The organism is Arenimonas composti TR7-09 = DSM 18010 (assembly GCF_000426365.1).
GTDB classification, from domain to species: Bacteria; Pseudomonadota; Gammaproteobacteria; order Xanthomonadales; family Xanthomonadaceae; genus Arenimonas; species Arenimonas composti.
Genome location: NZ_AUFF01000001.1, coordinates 55,556 through 72,524 on the forward strand (window position 1 = coordinate 55,556; position 16,969 = coordinate 72,524).

Annotated in this window: 13 protein-coding genes; 12 read left to right on the plus strand and 1 reads right to left on the minus strand. The window is 70.4% G+C overall.

Annotation, left to right across the window (positions count from 1 at the left end; translation table 11 throughout):
- Nucleotides 1–9: 9 nt before the first annotated feature.
- Complete coding sequence (locus tag K311_RS0100325; protein WP_026815651.1) at nt 10–1,338, minus strand: metal-dependent hydrolase family protein; 1,329 nt, start codon at nt 1,336–1,338, stop codon at nt 10–12.
- A gap of 116 nt (nt 1,339–1,454) precedes the next feature.
- On the opposite strand from K311_RS0100325, the gene leuS reads away from it, so the two are divergent.
- The 12 genes from leuS (at nt 1,455) to K311_RS0100380 (ending at nt 16,938) form a co-directional block, all read left to right on the plus strand.
- Nucleotides 1,455–4,070, plus strand: a complete 2,616-nt coding sequence (gene leuS / locus K311_RS0100330) for a leucine--tRNA ligase (RefSeq protein WP_026815652.1) — start codon at nt 1,455–1,457, stop codon at nt 4,068–4,070.
- A gap of 5 nt (nt 4,071–4,075) precedes the next feature.
- A complete protein-coding gene (locus K311_RS14585) occupies nt 4,076–4,567 on the plus strand; it encodes an LPS-assembly lipoprotein LptE (protein ID WP_043797674.1) in 492 nt (163 codons plus the stop codon).
- A gap of 2 nt (nt 4,568–4,569) precedes the next feature.
- A complete protein-coding gene (holA, locus tag K311_RS0100340; protein ID WP_026815653.1) occupies nt 4,570–5,601 on the plus strand; it encodes a DNA polymerase III subunit delta in 1,032 nt (343 codons plus the stop codon).
- On the plus strand, nt 5,484–6,284 hold the full coding sequence (gene nadD, locus K311_RS0100345; RefSeq protein WP_425476559.1) for a nicotinate-nucleotide adenylyltransferase: 801 nt from the start codon (nt 5,484–5,486) through the stop codon (nt 6,282–6,284). The genes holA and nadD overlap by 118 nt, the downstream gene beginning before the upstream one ends.
- A gap of 33 nt (nt 6,285–6,317) precedes the next feature.
- Nucleotides 6,318–6,716 carry a ribosome silencing factor gene (gene rsfS, locus K311_RS0100350; RefSeq protein ID WP_026815655.1) on the plus strand — a complete coding sequence of 133 codons (399 nt, stop codon included), beginning with the start codon at nt 6,318–6,320 and terminating at the stop codon, nt 6,714–6,716.
- Nucleotides 6,717–6,732: 16 nt separating this feature from the next.
- Nucleotides 6,733–7,203, plus strand: coding sequence for a 23S rRNA (pseudouridine(1915)-N(3))-methyltransferase RlmH (gene rlmH / locus K311_RS0100355; protein WP_026815656.1), 471 nt, complete (start codon nt 6,733–6,735; stop codon nt 7,201–7,203).
- A gap of 49 nt (nt 7,204–7,252) precedes the next feature.
- Nucleotides 7,253–9,331 carry an RHS repeat-associated core domain-containing protein gene (locus K311_RS14590; protein ID WP_051239336.1) on the plus strand — a complete coding sequence of 693 codons (2,079 nt, stop codon included), beginning with the start codon at nt 7,253–7,255 and terminating at the stop codon, nt 9,329–9,331.
- A 23-nt stretch (nt 9,332–9,354) separates the two neighbouring features.
- Nucleotides 9,355–9,831 (plus strand): hypothetical protein, encoded by a 477-nt coding sequence (locus K311_RS18240; protein WP_154659398.1) that lies wholly within the window; start codon nt 9,355–9,357, stop codon nt 9,829–9,831.
- Between the two features lie 84 nt (nt 9,832–9,915).
- Nucleotides 9,916–10,629 carry a hypothetical protein gene (locus K311_RS0100365; RefSeq protein WP_154659399.1) on the plus strand — a complete coding sequence of 238 codons (714 nt, stop codon included), beginning with the start codon at nt 9,916–9,918 and terminating at the stop codon, nt 10,627–10,629.
- 288 nt (nt 10,630–10,917) lie between these two features.
- Entirely contained in the window at nt 10,918–11,487 is a 570-nt protein-coding gene (locus K311_RS0100370; protein WP_026815658.1) for a Maf family protein, read from the plus strand.
- A 10-nt stretch (nt 11,488–11,497) separates the two neighbouring features.
- A complete protein-coding gene (gene rng, locus K311_RS0100375) occupies nt 11,498–12,985 on the plus strand; it encodes a ribonuclease G (protein WP_026815659.1) in 1,488 nt (495 codons plus the stop codon).
- An 8-nt stretch (nt 12,986–12,993) separates the two neighbouring features.
- Nucleotides 12,994–16,938, plus strand: coding sequence for a YhdP family protein (locus tag K311_RS0100380; protein ID WP_026815660.1), 3,945 nt, complete (start codon nt 12,994–12,996; stop codon nt 16,936–16,938).
- The last annotated feature ends 31 nt before the right edge of the window (nt 16,939–16,969 follow it).

Below are 16,969 nucleotides of genomic sequence, written 5' to 3' on the forward strand. Positions count from 1 at the left end.
TGGGAAAATCTACGGGGCAGCGACGATGCGGCCGTCTTTCATGACGAAGTCGACCCGGCGCACGACGTGGATGTCGGTGAGCGGATCGCCGGGCATCGCGATGATGTCGGCGAGCAGGCCCGGGGCGATGCGCCCGCGGTCGTCGACGCCGAGCACTTCGGCGGCGTTGATGGTCGCCGTCTGCAGGGCCATCGCCGCCGGCATGCCGGCCTCGACCATGTATTCGAACTCGGCGGCGTTGTCGCCGTGGCGGCCGACGCCGGAATCGGTGCCGAAGCCGATCTTCACCCCGGCCTGCCAGGCGCGGCCGAAGGTTTCCTGGATCAGGGCGCCGATGCGCGCGGCCTTCGGGCGCACGATCTCGGGGAAGTAGCCGTCGATCTTCGCCTTGTCGGCGACGAAGCGGCCGGCGCTGATCGTCGGCACGTACCAGGTGCCGTGCTTGCGCATCAGCGCGAAGATCTCGGCGTCCATGTAGGTGCCGTGCTCGATCGAGTCGACGCCGCCGACGATCGCCCGGCGAATGCCCTCCTTGCCGTGCGCATGCGCGGCGACCCGGTAGCCGTAGTCGCGCGCGGTCTGCACGATCGCCACGACCTCGTCGACGGTGAACTGCGGGGCGTCGCCGCTGGCGGCCCAGCTCAGCACGCCGCCGGTGGCGGTGATCTTGATGACGTCCGAGCCTTCCTTGTAGCGCTGGCGCACCGCCGCGCGCGCCTCGTCCGGGCTGTCGATCACGCCTTCGACCGGGCCGGGTTCGCCGAGGGCGTCGGCGATGAGGTGGTTCATGCCATTGGTCGGGTCGGCGTGGCCGCCGGTGGTCGCGATCGACTTGCCGGCGGCGGTGATGCGTGGACCCTCGACGAAACCCTGGTCGATCGCATCGCGCAGGGCCAACGTGGTCTGGCCGCCGAGGTCGCGCACGCTGGTGAAGCCGGCGAGCAGGGTGCGGCGGGCGTAGACGGTCGAGCGCAGCGCGATGAACTCCGGCTCGAGGCGGAAGCCCTCGGTATAGCTCTGTGGGCCGGACTCGCCGTCCAGGTGCACGTGCAGGTCGATCCAGCCGGGGCTGCAGGTGTGGCCGCTCAGGTCGACGACGGTGGCGCCGGGCACGTCGGCATAGCCGTCGCTGACGCTGCGGATGCGGCCCTCGGCGACCACGATCGTCGTGCGCCCGCGGTTCCGGCCGTCGACGGCGTCGAACATCCGCTCGCAGTGCAGGACGGTGACGGCCGGGGCCGGTGCGTCTTCCTGGGCCCCGGCTGGGGCGGCGGCCGCGGCGGCGGCGAGGAGGGCGGCGGCGAGCAGGGTCGGCAGCGGGCTTCCGGCGTGGCGCATCGGGGCTTCCTGGTCAAGGGCGGTGCCGCCGATCCTAACCGCGAAGGCGCCCGCGTTCGGCATCGGAAGCGGCGAGTTTGCTAGGCTGTACGCCTGTATTTCTCCGCTCCGACCCCATGTCCGACACCCCCGATCACGCCGCCTGGAACCCGAAGGCGGCGGAAGCCGCCGCGCAGGCCCACTGGCAGTCCACCCGCGCCTTCGTCGTCCGCGAGGACGACCCGCGCCCGAAGTACTACTGCCTGTCGATGCTGCCCTACCCGTCGGGGGCGCTGCACATGGGCCATGTGCGCAATTACACGATCGGCGACGTGATCAGCCGGCACAAGCGCATGACCGGCCACAACGTGCTGCAGCCGATGGGCTTCGACGCCTTCGGCCTGCCGGCCGAGAACGCCGCGATCAAGCACCGCACCGCACCGGCGAAGTGGACGCGCGCCAACATCGAACACATGCGCGCCCAGCTCGAGCGGCTCGGCTTCGCCTACGACTGGACCCGCACCTTCGCGACCTGCGACCCGGACTACTACCGCTGGGAACAGCTGATGTTCACCCGGCTGATGAAGAAGGGCCTGGCCTACCGCCGCAACGCGGTCGTGAACTGGGACCCGGTCGACCAGACGGTGCTCGCGAACGAGCAGGTAATCGACGGCCGCGGCTGGCGCTCCGGCGCCCTGGTCGAGAAGCGCGAGATCCCGCAGTGGTTCCTGAAGATCACCGACTACGCGCAGGAACTGCTCGATGGTCTCGACACGCTGCCGGGCTGGCCGGACGCGGTGAAGACGATGCAGCGCAACTGGATCGGCCGCAGCGAGGGCCTGGAGATCCGCTTCGACGTCGCCGGCCATGAGCCGCTGACGGTGTTCACGACGCGCCCGGACACCCTGATGGGCGTGACCTACGTCGCCGTCGCCGCCGAACACCCGCTGGCGCTCGCCGCCGGTGCGAAGGATCCGGCGGTGATGGCCTTCATCGACGACTGCCGAAAGGGTGGCGTCTCCGAGGCCGAGCTCGAGACGCAGGAGAAGCGCGGCATCTTCACCGGCCTGTACGCGATCCATCCGCTCACCGGCGACCGCGTGCCGGTGTGGATCGCCAACTTCGTGCTGATGGGCTACGGCACCGGCGCGGTGATGGCGGTGCCCGGCCACGACGAGCGCGACTTCGAGTTCGCGAACAAGTACGGCCTGCCGCTGAAGCAGGTCATCGCGATCGACGGCGAGCGCTGGGACGCCGGGCAGTGGCAGGCCTGGTATGCCGACAAGACCGACGAGCGCCTGCGCATCGTCAATTCCGGCGAACTCGACGGGCTCGGCCACAAGGCCGCCTTCGAGGCGCTGGCGGCGAAGTTCGAGGCCAGCGGGCAGGGCCGGCGCCGCGTCAACTTCCGCCTGCGCGACTGGGGCGTCAGCCGCCAGCGCTACTGGGGCTGCCCGATCCCGGTGATCTACTGCGCCGGCTGCGGCGCGGTGCCGGTGCCCGAGGACCAGCTGCCCGTCGTGCTGCCGGAGGACGTCGAGTTCACCGGCACCGGCTCGCCGATCAAGTCCGATCCGCAGTGGCGCAAGACGACCTGCCCGCAATGCGGCGGCGCCGCCGAACGCGAGACCGACACCTTCGACACCTTCATGGAGTCGAGCTGGTACTACGCGCGCTACACCTCGCCCGGCGCCGACGGCCTCGTCGATGCACGCGCGGACCACTGGCTGCCGGTCGACCAGTACATCGGCGGCATCGAGCACGCGATCCTGCACCTGCTGTACTTCCGCTTCTTCCACAAGCTGATGCGCGACGAAGGCCTGGTGCACAGCGACGAGCCGGCGACGAACCTGCTGTGCCAGGGCATGGTGGTCGCCGACACCTTCTATCGCGAAGTCCCGGGCCAGCCGCACGAGTGGTTCAACCCGGCCGACGTCGACGTGGTGCGCGACGCCAAGGGCCATGCGACCGGCGCGGTACTGCGCGCCGACGGCCAGCCGGTGCTGATCGGCGGCGTCGAGAAGATGGCGAAGTCGAAGAACAACGGCGTCGACCCGCAGCTGATGATCGACCGCTACGGCGTCGACACCGTGCGCCTGTTCTCGATGTTCGCGGCGCCGCCGGAACTCGGCCTGGAATGGCACGAGGGTGGCGTCGAGGGCATGGCGCGCTTCCTGCGCCGGCTGTGGACCCAGGTGCATCGCCATGCCGCCGACGGGCCGGCGCCGGAGCTCGATGTCGCCGCGCTGGACGCGAACCAGAAGGCGCTGCGCCGCCAGCTGCACGAGACCATCCAGAAGGTCGGCGACGACTACGGCCGCCGGCACACCTTCAACACCGCGATCGCCGCGGTGATGGAGCTGCTGAACGCGATCGCGAAGACCGACGACGCCTCGCCGCAGGGCCGCGCGCTGCGCCAGGAATGCTGGGAAGCGGTGGTGCTGCTGCTCAATCCGATCACCCCGCACACCTCGCATGCGCTGTGGCAGGTGCTGGGCCACGCCGAGACCACGATCGAGGACGTGCCCTTCCCGCAGGCCGACCCGGCCGCGCTGGTGCGCGACTCGGTGACCCTGGCCGTGCAGGTCAACGGCAAGCTGCGCGCGACCCTCGAGGTCGCCGCCGACGCCGCCCGCGAGGCGATCGAGGCGCAGGCGCTGGCCGAGCCGAACGTCGGCAAGTTCCTCGAGGGCCTGACGGTGCGCAAGGTGATCGTGGTGCCGGGCAAGATCGTCAACATCGTCGCGGGGTGAGGCCGATGATCCGCAAGCTCCTGCCGTTCGCCCTGCTGGTGCTGCTCGCCGGCTGCGGCTTCCACCCGCGCGGCACCCTGGCGGTCGCCGACGGCCTCGGCCCGGTGCGCGTCGCCGCCGCCGATCCCTACAGCCCGCTGGCCTACGAACTGGCGACCGCGCTTCGCCGTGCCGGCGCGACCCCCGCGGCCGACGGCCAGCCCGGTGCGACCGTGCAGGTGCTCGAGGAGAAGATGCACACCCGGCCACTGACCGTCGACGCGGTGGTGCGGGTGCGCGAGTACGAGACCCGTTACACGGTGCGCTTCGAAGTGCGCGGCGCCGACGGCCAGGTGCGGGTGCCGGCGCAGGAGGTCGAGCTGAGCCGCGACTACACCTACGACGCCCTGCAGCCCGCCGGCAGCCCCGCCGAGCAGGAACTGCTGCAGGAAGAGCTGCGCCGCGACATGGTGGCGGCGATCCTGCGCCGCATCGACGCGGTGCTGCGCGCCGACTGACGATGGAGCTGCGCCCGGACCGCCTCGAACGCCAGCTCGCCGGCGAGCCGCTGCGCCCGGTCTACCTGGTCGCCGGCACCGAGCCGCTGCGGGTGCAGGAAGCCGCCGACGCGATCCGTGCGAAGGCACGCGCCGAGGGCTATGGCGAGCGCGAGATCTACGACATCGAGAAGGGCTTCGACTGGAACCAGCTGACCCAGGGCCTGGCGACGATGAGCCTGTTCGCCAGCCGCCGCCTGTTCGAGCTGCGGATGCCGAGCGGCAAGCCCGACAAGGACGGCAGCGAGGCGATCCGCGAGTACTGCGAGAAGACGCCGCCCGACACCGTGCTGCTGGTGGTCGCCAACGACTGGAGCAGCAAGCACGGCGGCAAGTGGAGCGAGGCGATCCAGCGCGCCGGTCACAGCGTGATCGTCTGGCCGCTGAAGACGCATGAACTCGGCGACTGGCTGCTGCAGCGCCTGCGCAGCCGCGGCCTGGTGGCGACCCCGGACGCGGTGCAGCTGCTCGCCGACCGCGTCGAGGGCAACCTGCTCGCGGCCGCGCAGGAAATCGACAAGCTGGTGCTCGCCGCCGGCGGCGACGCCGGCCCGATCGACGCGGCGCGGATGCAGGAACTGGTCGCCGACTCCTCGCGTTTCGACGTGTTCAAGCTGGTCGACGCGGCGCTGTCCGGCGAGAGCGCGCGCGCCGTGCGCATGCTGCATGCGCTGCGCGGCGAGGGCGAGCAGGTCGCCGGGCTGATGCCGATGATCGCGAAGGAAGTGCTGACGCTCTGCGGGCTCGCGCGCGCCGCCGCCGAACGCCGGCTGCAGGCGGCGATGCGCGAGGCGCGCATCTGGGACAGCAAGATGGCCGCCTACAAGCGCGCCGCCGAGCGCCACCCGCCGGAACGCTGGGAACGCTTCGCCGCCGAGTGCGGGCGCATCGACCGCACGGCCAAGGGCCGCGGCGACGGCGATCCGTGGCTGCAGCTCGAGCGCCTGCTGGTGGCGATCGCCGACGCCCGCGGGCGCCGCCTGCTCGCCAGCTGAGCCGGCCGCCGGTGCGCCTGCGGGTCTACTACGGCGGCACCTTCGACCCGGTCCACGTCGGTCACCTCGCGGTCGCGGAGGCGGCGCGCGCGGCGCTCGCGGACCTGCCCGGTGGCGTCGAGCTGGCCTTCGTGCCCGCCGCCGATCCGCCGCACCGCGCCGCACCCGGGGCGAGCGCGGAACAGCGCGCGACGATGCTGGAGCTGGCGGTCGCCAGCCACGCGAGCCTGACGGTCGATCGCCGCGAGCTGCGGCGCGATACCCCGTCCTACACCGTCGATACCCTGCGCGAACTGCGCGCCGAACTCGGCCTGGACGCGCCGCTGGCCTGGCTGCTCGGCGCCGACGCCTTCGCCGGCCTGCCGTCCTGGCACCACTGGCAGGAACTGTTCGCGCTGGCGCACCTGATCGTCGCGGTGCGCCCCGGGCACGACCTGGCGGTGTTGCCGCCCGCGCTCGAAGCCGCCTGCGCCGGGCGCTGGCTGCTGGCTCCCGATGGTCTGGCCATGGCCCCCGCCGGCGGTGTCTGGCGGCTGCCGATGCCGCCGCATCCGGCCTCGGCGACGGCGGTCCGGGCCGACCTCGCGGCCGGCCGCACCAGCCCCTGGCTGCCACCGGCGGTCAGTACCTATGCCGCCGGACAGGGGCTTTATCGCGGCCGTCACCCGGACCCGGGCGTATAATCCGCGGCCATTCCCACCCGCGAGCACGCCCGTTTGTCCACCCAGGCCCACGTCATCAAGACCCGCATGCCCGACCCGGCGCCGACGCCGGAAGCCCTCCTGAAGCAGGTGCACGCGGGCCTGGAGGAGATGAAAGCGAAGGACGCGGTGGAAATCGACGTGCGCGGCAAGACCAGCATCGCCGACTTCCTCGTCGTCGTCTCCGGCACCTCGACCCGCCACGTGAAGTCGATCGCCGACGAGGTGATCAAGTTCGCGAAGAAGTGCGGCGTGATGCCGCTCGGCGTCGAGGGCGAGCGGGAGGCCGAGTGGGTACTCGTCGACCTCGGCGACGTGATCGTGCACGTGATGCTGCCGCGCGTCCGCGAGTTCTACGCGCTCGAGCGCCTGTGGACCGTCGGCGACCAGCCGCCGGAAGACCTCCCGGCCTGAATTCCCGGCCGCGCCGATGAAGGCGAAGCTGATCGCCGTCGGCGAGAAGGCACCCGGCTGGGTCGCCGAAGGTTTCGCCGAATACCAGAAGCGGCTGTCGCACTGGCTGCCGCTGGAACTGGTCGAAGTGACGCCCGGCCAGCGCGGCAAGGGCCGCGACGCGGCCAGAGCGACCGCAGACGAGGGGGCGCGCGTGCTCTCCGCGCTGCCGAAGCACGCGCTGGTCGTCGCGCTCGACGGCCGCGGCGCGGCATGGAGTTCCGAGAAGCTGGCGACGCGCCTCGAACACTGGCGGCAGCAGGGCCGCGACCTCGCGTTCCTGATCGGCGGTCCCGAGGGCCATGCCGCCGACGTGCTGTCCGCGGCCGACGAATCCTGGTCACTCGGCCCGCTCACGCTGCCGCATATGCTCGTGCGGCTGGTCGTCGCCGAGCAGCTCTACCGCGCGGCCTCGCTGCTCGCCAACCATCCCTATCACCGCGCCTGAGGTTCGCGCGGAGGGAAATCACGACCCCTACGGCCGACTCTGCAAGACGGTGGAGCCGGAAACCGGCGCCACGGTGCTGCAATACGATGCCGCAGGAAACCTCCTGTGGAGCGCGGCGGGTCTGGCACTGCCCTCGACCTCGTCCTCACTCTGCGAATCCGACCGTGCCGTCGCCTACACCTCCGGCCGCCGCGTCGACCGCGCCTACGACACGCGCAACCGGCTCGTGCAGCTGACGTTCCCCGACGGCAACGGCGACCAGGTCCTGACCTACACCGCGGATGGCCTCCCCGCGACCGTCGAGACGAAGAATGACGCCGGCGGCACGACGCTGATGAATACCTACAGCTACAACCGGCTTCGCCTGTTGAAGGCCGAGACCACTGGCTATGCCGGCTGGTTCACCTGGACGCTCGACTACAGCTACACACCGTCCGGGCACCTCGCGTCGCACACGTATCCGAACGGGCTCGTCGTCGCCTACGCGCCGAACGCGCTCGGCCAGCCGACCCAGGCCGGCACGTGGGCCACGGGTGTGCAGTACCACCCCAGCGGCGCGGTGAAGTCCTTCACCTACGGCAACGGTCGTACGCATTCGCTCACCCTGAACGCGCGCGGGCTGCCGCTGCGCATCAACGACAACGGCGGCACGCTGCGGCAGGACCATGTCTATGATGCGAACGGAAATGTCACGCAGATCATCGACGGGCTCGCGGCCACGCGCACGCGCACGATGACCTACGACCCGCTGGACCGCTTGCTGACCGCGACGTCACCGTCGTTCGGCGGCGATCACTGGCATCGCTTCTCGTATGACGCATTCGACAATCTGCGGTCGTGGACGCTCGCCGGCGTCAAGGACTATGCGAGCTACGAGTACGACGCGAACAACCGCCTCCAGCGGATCCGCGCAACAGGTGGTGCGGTGCTGCGCAATTTCGCGCACGACGTGCAGGGCAATCTGCGGTGGACGGACGGCCAGGAGTACGAGTTCGACTTCGGCAACCGCCTCCGCAGCGTCACCGGCGTGGAGTACTACCGCTACGACGCCCTCGGGCGCCGCGCGCTGGTCTACCGGCCCCCGACCGTCGAATATCCGACCGGCCACACGACGCTGTGGATGTACAGCCGGGCGGGGCAGCCGATCCTGTCGCATCGCGGCGACCACGTGCCGACGACGCACGCGAACATCTATCTCGGCTCGCGGATCGTGGCGACTGTCGAGGCGGTGGCGTCGACAGGAACCGTCATCAAAAGCCTGTACCAGCACACCGACGCGCTAGGGAGTCCGGTGGCGGTGACCAATACCGCGGGCGCAGTCGTCGATCGGACGGTGTACGACCCATACGGGGGCGCGGTGGGCGATGTGGTGGACGGACTCGGATATACCGGTCATGTAGAGGATGGGCGGACCAGCTTGGTCTATATGCAGCAGCGCTATTACGACGCTGGCATCGCTGGATTCCTCTCAGTTGACCCTTATGGCGTCGCGCAAGAGTCCGGCAGGAACTTCGGCCGATTCAAGTACGCGGCAAATAATCCGTTCACTTTCACAGACCCGGATGGGCGACGCGAGGCTGCAGACAGGTTCGGAGACCAGTTCAAGGCAGATGCGGAGGCGGGAAACATTTCGGATTACGATAGTTTTCGCGTTCCAGCTCTCGTTGTCACTGCTGCAATGTTGGTTGGGCCTCCAGCACTGTTCTTGATGCCTGAGGCAGGAGGTCTCGCGACCGCTGACTCATGGGTTGCGATAAACGCGGCGCGTAGTGCGGCCAGCGCCGCGGAGGCGGCTGGCGCCACCAGTGGGGCCACCAGTGGTCTCGCGTTGCCCACAGGGCAGGTATTCACGGGAGCCAGCACAAACGCAGGAGGGGCCGGCTTTGCGACGAATCCGATAGTCCAGCGTGCGCTCGACTCAATAGCTCCCGCCCTGAGGTCTTGCTATCACGGCCAATGTGGTGAGGTAGGCGCCCTCAGTAATGCACTAAATGCTGGTGCGCGGGTTGAGGGTGGCGTCATGGCAACTGTTCGGACAGTAGGAAAAGACATTCTTGATGGTTGTCCCACCTGCCAACGGCTAGCGGATAGGCTTGGCGTGCGACTTGTAGAGACTCCTCCACCATAGGAGGTCAACGGCGGGAGTGCATCATGTCAACAGAACAGCCTCTTGAAAGAGCACTAGCGATGTCCGCGATTGCCTTAGCTGATACCGAGCTGTCAGAACACGAGCGTCGATGTCAGCTCGCGGCGTACGCTAAGGACAGGACGCAAGAGGCGCGGATAAGGGAGTGGCTTCCTGAGGCTTTCGGATGGGTGCTTCTCCGGGCCGTGGAAGGATTGCGCCTTCCCGGAACCTTTCACGTTCGGGACCGTGATGGAGTTTGGCACGAGCTTGACATGGCGGCGGAACCTATGTTCGACGATATGGTTCTCTTGGCAACAAACATGCTGAATTCGGAGATGCGCGGCGTCTTCGAAACGTTAGCGCTCAGAAGTTCGATGGTTCGTGCATTGAACGTCGCGCTCAACTCAGGTGCAAACGTCCGAACGGTGACTATTTCAGGGCCTGCATTCATCGGGCTTAGAACAGAATATTACGAGGGGAAGAATGCCGGGAAGATCTGAAGGAGATCAAGGATGCGTTGGATTTCCTCGTTGGTACTGGTACTCGCGACCAGCCCCGCGTTTGCCTCAAGGCAGATCCCGTGATTGCTGTCCGAAAGGGTGGCCGAATCGGACTTCATCGGCATCGTGGTCACCGAGTCGCGTGAAGAATTCATCGTCGACGGCTTCGCGATCGGCGGTTGGTCGATCCGGGTGGAGCGCGTGCTGAAGGGGCGCGCGGCGACGATGCTGGCCGTCGACGGCGGTGGCTGGGGCTCGTCGCCCGGCTGTTGCGAACAAGGCGCGCGCTATCTGCTGTTCTCGAAGCGGGGTTATCACGTTTTCGACCCCGGGGCCGGTTCGGATCCGCCTCCCGTTGGAACGGACGTCTTCGTTTCGCCGGTCGACGGCAAATTCGGCACATTGAGGGTCGTCGAAGATCGTGTCGAATGGCCGGCGACGCCAGGCCTGACTGCGGATCCGGATGGTCGGGTCGCGCTTGCGCTGGCCACCCGCCTCGTGCGTCGTGAGTTGGACACGCCGATGCCTTCCGAAGAAGTGCTCGATCGTCTGGAAGCGTCGATCGAACTGCCTGCCGGCGCGCATCGACTCGAGGAATATTCGCGAATCTACGCGTCGGACTCGGCGGCGGGAACGATCGTCGGGTTCCTCATGCGCGACGTCGGCGGGCGATCAAGCCGTCGGATTTGGGAGATGCCGCGGGTATTCGATGGCGGCTGCGATGTCGTTCGCCTCGAGTATGTGGTGGCGGACGATCGCTTTCATTGGGTGGCGTGCAACGAGGCGTCACCTGATTGATCCGGTTTTCCCGAAGGCTCCAGGGCCTGGGGCTCATGACTGTGTCGGAGGGTGCGGATGAAAGGAACACCTGTTCTGGCTTTCCTCGCTCTTGCGGTCGTTTCAATGCCGCGATGCGTGCCGGCAGGCCGTGCGCCTGGATCGGCCCTCGCGCGTGGTCGCCGGGGCGGCCGTTCTCGGCCCGACGAACTGCCGGGCTACCTCCGGTCCTGAACCGCGCCCGCCGGCAGCTGCCGGGATACGGCCCGATCCATGCGGCCGCGACACCGCAGCCGCTATGCTTCACGGATGCTCCATCTCGCCTCGCAGTCCCCCCGCCGCCGTGAACTGCTGACCCTGCTCGGGGTCGAGTTCGGTCTCCTCGATGTCGACGTGCCGGAGGAACGCCTGCCAGGCGAGCCGCCCGCCGGCTACGTCAGCCGCGTCGCCCGTGAGAAGGCCGGCGCCGGCCTGCTGAAAGTCGTCGGTTCCCCGGGCGCGGTCGTGCTCGGCGCCGACACCGAGGTGGTGCTCGGCGACCGCGTCTACGGCAAGCCGGCCGACGAAGCCGATGCCCTGGCGATGCTGCGCAGCCTGTCCGGCCGGCCGCACACGGTGATCTCGACGGTCTGGCTGGTGTCGGCGGATCGCGAGCAGCACCTGAGCAGCGAATCGCAGGTCACGTTCGCCGACCTCGACGACGCCCAGCTCGCCGCCTACCTGGCCTGCGGCGAATGGCGCGGCAAGGCCGGCGCCTACGGCATCCAGGGCCGCGCCGCCGCCTTCGTTTCACATCTCGCCGGCAGCCATTCCGGCGTGATGGGCCTGCCGATGCACGAGACCGCGCGACTGCTGCGCGCCTTCGCCCTGATCCCCTGACGAGGCCGCGATGTCCGAAGAGATCCTGATCAACGTCACCCCGCGCGAGACCCGCGTGGCCGTCGTCGAGAACGGCATGCTGCAGGAGCTGCACATCGAGCGCGCCTCCCGCCGCGGTGTCGTCGGCAACATCTACAAGGGCCGGGTGCAGCGGGTGATGCCGGGCATGCAGGCCGCCTTCGTCGAGATCGGCCTGGAGCGCGCCGCCTTCCTGCACGCCTCCGACATCCTGCGCCCGCAGGTGCAGGGCACCGACGCCGCCGATGCGCCGGTGCTGGAGAAGAGCCAGCCGACCCCGGCGATCAGCTCGCTGGTGCACGAGGGCCAGGAGATCGTCGTCCAGGTGGTCAAGGACCCGATCGGCAGCAAGGGCGCGCGGCTGACGACCCAGCTCAGCATCCCGTCGCGCTACCTGGTGTTCCTGCCGCAGTCGCGGGTGCTCGGCGTGTCCGCGCGCATCGAGGACGAGGCCGAGCGCACACGCCTGAAGACGCTGATTGCGGAACTGGCGAACGGCAGCGGCCAGGGCTACATCGTGCGCACCAATGCCGAGGCGCAGCCGGCCGAAGCCCTGGCGGAGGACGTCGCCTACCTGCGCCGCGCCTGGGACGTGATCAAGCAGGCGATGGCGACCACCAGGGTCGGCCAGCGCGTCTACGAGGACCTGGCGCTGCCGCTGCGCGCGGTGCGCGACCTGATGCGCAAGGAAGTCACGGCGGTGCAGGTGGATTCTCGCGAGGCCTACGAGCGCCTCTGCGGCTTCGCCCGCCAGTTCATGCCCGAACTCGCGCAGCGCATCGAGCACTACACCGGCGAGCGGCCGATCTTCGACCTCTACGGGGTCGAGGACGAGATCCAGCGCGCGCTGCAGAAGGAAGTGCCGCTGAAGTCCGGCGGCTACCTGGTGATCGACCAGACCGAGGCGATGGCGACGATCGACGTCAACACCGGCAGCTTCCTCGGCCAGCGCAACCTCGAGGAGACCGTGTACCGCACGAACCTCGAGGCGGCGCAGGCGGTGGCGCGGCAGCTGCGGCTGCGCAACCTCGGCGGCATCATCATCATCGACTTCATCGACATGACCGACGACGAGCACAAGCGGCAGGTGCTGCGCACGCTCGAGAAGGGCCTGGCGCACGACCACGCGCGCACGTCGGTACACGATTTCTCGCCGCTGGGCCTGGTCGAGATGACTCGCAAGCGGACCACCGAATCGCTCGAGCGCCAGCTCTGCGAGCCCTGCCACGAATGCAATGGCCGCGGCACGCTGAAGACGCCGGAGACGCTGACCTACGAGATCTTCCGTGAGATCACCCGCGCGGTGCGCCAGTTCGAGGCGCAGCAGCTGCTGGTGATCGCTTCGCCGAAGGTCGTCGGCAAGATCACCGACGAGGAGTCGGCGGCGGTGGCCGAGCTCGAGGAGTTCCTCGGCAAATCGATCCGCTTCCAGCCCGACGAGCAGTACGCGCAGGAACAATACGACGTGGTGCTGCTGTAACCGGCGCCATGCCGAACCCGCTGCGCCGCCGGATCCGCCACGCCCGTCGCCTGCTGGGCTACGGCGTGCTGGTCGTGCTGATCCTGCTGGCGACCGTCGTCGGCGTCCTCGGCCAGCTGCTGCCGCTGGTCGAACGCCACCCGGAGAAGATCGCCGGCTGGCTCAGCGAACGCGCCGGCCAGCCGGTGCGCTTCGACCGCGCCACCGGCGAATGGACCGGCCGCGGCCCGCGTTTCCGCTTCGACGGCCTGCGCATCGGCGACGGCGAGCGCGTGCTCGACGTCGGCAGTGCCGAGCTGCTTGTCGCCGTGTATTCCGGGCTGCTGCCGGGCGAGCCGCTGACCGAGCTGAAGATCCACGACCTGGCGCTGAGCCTGGAAGAGGGCGAGGACCGCCGCTGGCGCCTGTCCGGCCTGCCCTTCGAACCCGACCCGGCCGTCGATCCGCTCGACACCCTCGAGCGCCTCGGCGAACTGCAGGTCGAACGCGCGCGCCTGACCATCGTCTCGCCGCTGCTGACGGCGCCGCGCGAGCTGCCGCGGGTCGACCTGCGCCTGCGCGTCGACGGCGAGCTGCTGCGCGCCGGCGTGCGCGTCTGGGCCGACGCCGGCGGCCCGCCGCTGACCGTGGTCGCCGACCTGCGCCGCAGCGACTGGTCCGGCAGCCTGTGGGCCGGTGGCCAAGACCTGCAGCTGCGCCAGTGGGGACCGCTGCTGCACCGCACCGGCGTCGCGATCGCCGGCGAGGCCGACCTCGACCTGTGGGCGACGATCGACGGCCAGCGTGTCGTCGACGTGCGCTGCCGCGCCGACCTGCAGCCGCTGGCGCTCGTCGCGTTGACGCCGTGGCTGCCGCAGCCGGCGGACGACGCCGCGACGCCCGGCGCGGGCACCCCGGGCGGTGAATCCGTCGCGGCCGCAGAACCGCTGCCACTCCGCTCGCCGCCGGTGGCCTGGGAACGCGCGCGCCTGCTCGGCCGCTGGCAGGTCGCCGGCGAAGGCTGGCAGCTGCACATCCCCGAACTGGAGATCGACGAAGCCGGCGACGGCGCCACCCGCCGCTTCGACGGCCTGTGGATCGCCCGCGAGGGCGAGCGCTTCGCCGCCGCCGCGCCGCGGCTGGACCTCGGCCCGGCGCGGGCGCTGGCGACCCTCGTCGACGCGCTGCCGCCGGGGCTGCGGCAATGGCTGTTCCGCGCCGCGCCCGATGGCCGCATCGAGGATGTCGAACTCGCCGGCACCGGTGGCGAGTGGCAGGGCCGCGCCCGCCTCGTCGACGCCGGCTGGGCACCGTACGGACGCCGGCCGGGTCTCGGCGGCCTGTCCGGCGAAGCCGTGTTCGACCAGAGCGGCGGCGCCTTCGAACTCGCGGAGGCCGGTCGCAGCCATTTCGACTGGCGCGGTTTCCGCCAGCCGCTCGACATCGGCCTGCGCGGCACCCTGGGCTGGTGGCGCGACGAGGCCGGCGAATGGCACGCCGGCGCCGCCGGCCTGCGCATCGACGGCGACGGCTACGGCGCCGACGTGCGCGCCGAACTGCACTTCCTGCCCGGCGACGTCGCGCCGCGGCTCGACCTGGCGGCGCTCGTGGACGACACGGACGTGCCGGTCGCCGGCTTGTTCTGGGTGCCCGGCAGCATGTCGGCCGCGGCGATCGACTGGCTCGACCGCGGCCTGCTCGCCGGCCGGGTGACCCGGGGGCGGGCGGTGCTCGCCGGCGAGCTCGGGCACTGGCCGTTTCGCGACGGCGGTGGCCGTTTCGACGCGCGCACCCGCGTCGTCGGTGCCCGCGTCGACTTCCACCGCGAATGGCCGCAGGCCGAGGCCCTCGATGTCGACGTCGGCTTCGATGGTCCCGGCATGTCCTTCGAGGCCGGCGCCGGCAGCGTGCTCGGCAACCGCGTCGAGCACTTCACCGGCACGATCAGCGACTTCCGCGATCCGATCCTCGTGCTCGACATCACCACGCCGGTCGAGGGCGAGCCATTGCGCCAGCTGCTCCTGGCCAGCCCGCTGCGGCAGAACTGGGACGAACACCTGCAGAACGTGCGGCTGGAGGGACCGGCGGCGCTGGCGCTGAAGCTGCAGCTGCCGCTGTCCGCGCGGCTCGGCGAGAACCGCATCGACGGCGTGCTCGAACTCGACGGTGCGCACCTCGTGGATCCTCGCTGGGGCGTCGACTTCACCGCCGCGACCGGCGCGACCCGCTTCAGCGAGCGCGGCTTCGCGGTCGAGGCGCTGGCGGTCGAGGTCGACGCGGCGCCCGCCGTCTTCGACCTGCGCGTCGGTACCGACCACACCGGCGACCCGGCGCTGGCGGCGGTCGCGGTGCTGCGTGGCGAGCTGCCGGCCTCGGCCCTGCTGCGCCGGCACGAACCGCTGGCCTGGCTGCAGTCCTGGCTGCAGGGCAGGGCCGAATGGAACCTGCGCGTCGACGTGCCGGTGCAGCCCGAGACCGGCCCGGCGCCGCCGGCGCGGCTGCAGGTGTCGTCCGACCTCGCCGGCATCGCGGTGGCGCTGCCGGCACCGCTGGCCAAGCCGGCGGAGGTGTCGCGCCTGCTGCGTCTGGAGGCGCCACTGCCGCTGCACGCCGGCGAGACCCGGCTGGCCTGGGGCGAGGACCTGCTGAGCCTGCGCGCACGCAGCGACACCGAGGGCCGCCTGCGCGGCCTGCTGCGCTTCGGCGCCGAGGCCGACCGCATTCCCGACGCGACCGGGCTGCAGGTCGACGGCGTCGTCGACGTGCTCGATGCCGCCGGCTGGATCGCCTTCGCCGCGAACGACGGCCAGCATGCCGATGCCGGCGTCGAGGCCCCGCCCGGCAGCGCGCCGCCGGCGGGTGCCGGCGCCGGCAACCTGCGCAGCGTCGACCTGCAGGTCGGCCGGCTGGAGTTGCTCGGCAGCGCCTTTCCCGATGCCGCCCTGCGCATGCGGCGCCCGGCCGGCGGCGGTACCCGGGTCGAGGTCGAAGCGGCGGCGATCGCTGGCGGTGTCGACATCCCGCAGCGGCTCGAAGCCGGCGTCCATGCGCGTTTCGCCCGGCTGCACTGGCCGGAGGCGCCCGAGCCGGACCCGGCGGCACGTGCCGCGGCGGACGCCGGCGAGAGCGACGACCCCGGCAAGGTGCCGCCGCTGGACATCGTCGTCGAGGACCTGCGGCACGGCAGTCTGGTGCTCGGCCACACCGAGCTGAAGGCGAGCCAGATCCCGGGCGGCCTGCACATCGAGCGCTTCACCACGCGCTCGCCGAGCCTGCAGTTGCTGGCGACCGGCGACTGGCGCGCTGCCGGCGCCGGGCACAGCCGTTCGCAGTTCGAACTCGAGTTCGCCGCCGACCGCCTCGGCGAGTTGCTGACGGCGTTCGGTCTGGCCGGCATGGTCCAGGACGGCCCGACCCGTGGGCGTCTCGATGGCCGCTGGCCGGGTTCGCCGGGCAACTTCAGCCTCGCGCGCTTCGACGGCAAGCTGAACGTCGAGGTCGGCGAGGGCTCGCTGCTGGAACTCGAACCCGGCGGTGGCGGCCGCGTGCTCGGCCTGCTGAGCCTGGCCGAGATTCCGCGCCGGCTGAGCCTGGACTTCAGCGATTTCTTCGAGAAGGGCTTCGGCTTCAACACGATGAGCGGCGAATTCGTCTTCGCCGACGGCCGCGCCAGCACCGACCTGCTGCGCATCGATGGCCCCGCCGCCGAGATCCGCATCAGCGGCGCCACCGATCTGCGCGCCCGCGAATACGACCAGCGCATCGAGGTGCTGCCCAAGACCGGCGGCGTGCTGCCGGCGATCGGCGCGCTCGCCGGCGGCCCGGTCGGCGCGGCCGTCGGTGCGGTCGCGCAGGCCGTGCTCAACAAGCCGCTGAAGCAGGCCGGCCGCACCGTCTACCGCGTCACCGGGCCCTGGGAGGAGCCGGTGGTCGAAGTGGTCGAGCGCGGCGACGCCGGCAGGCGCGGCGAATAGCCGTCCTCGCGGCTCGCTTCCGACGCCGTCC

Bases quoted from the DNA above. Each gene is read 5' to 3' on its own strand.
- K311_RS0100325 (WP_026815651.1), bottom strand. From the start codon at position 1,338: ATGCGCCACGCCGGAAGCCCGCTGCCGACCCTGCTCGCCGCCGCCCTC.
- leuS (WP_026815652.1), top strand. From the start codon at position 1,455: ATGTCCGACACCCCCGATCACGCCGCCTGGAACCCGAAGGCGGCGGAA.
- K311_RS14585 (WP_043797674.1), top strand. From the start codon at position 4,076: ATGATCCGCAAGCTCCTGCCGTTCGCCCTGCTGGTGCTGCTCGCCGGC.
- holA (WP_026815653.1), top strand. From the start codon at position 4,570: ATGGAGCTGCGCCCGGACCGCCTCGAACGCCAGCTCGCCGGCGAGCCG.
- rlmH (WP_026815656.1), top strand. From the start codon at position 6,733: ATGAAGGCGAAGCTGATCGCCGTCGGCGAGAAGGCACCCGGCTGGGTC.
- K311_RS18240 (WP_154659398.1), top strand. From the start codon at position 9,355: ATGTCAACAGAACAGCCTCTTGAAAGAGCACTAGCGATGTCCGCGATT.
- K311_RS0100370 (WP_026815658.1), top strand. From the start codon at position 10,918: ATGCTCCATCTCGCCTCGCAGTCCCCCCGCCGCCGTGAACTGCTGACC.
- rng (WP_026815659.1), top strand. From the start codon at position 11,498: ATGTCCGAAGAGATCCTGATCAACGTCACCCCGCGCGAGACCCGCGTG.
- K311_RS0100380 (WP_026815660.1), top strand. From the start codon at position 12,994: ATGCCGAACCCGCTGCGCCGCCGGATCCGCCACGCCCGTCGCCTGCTG.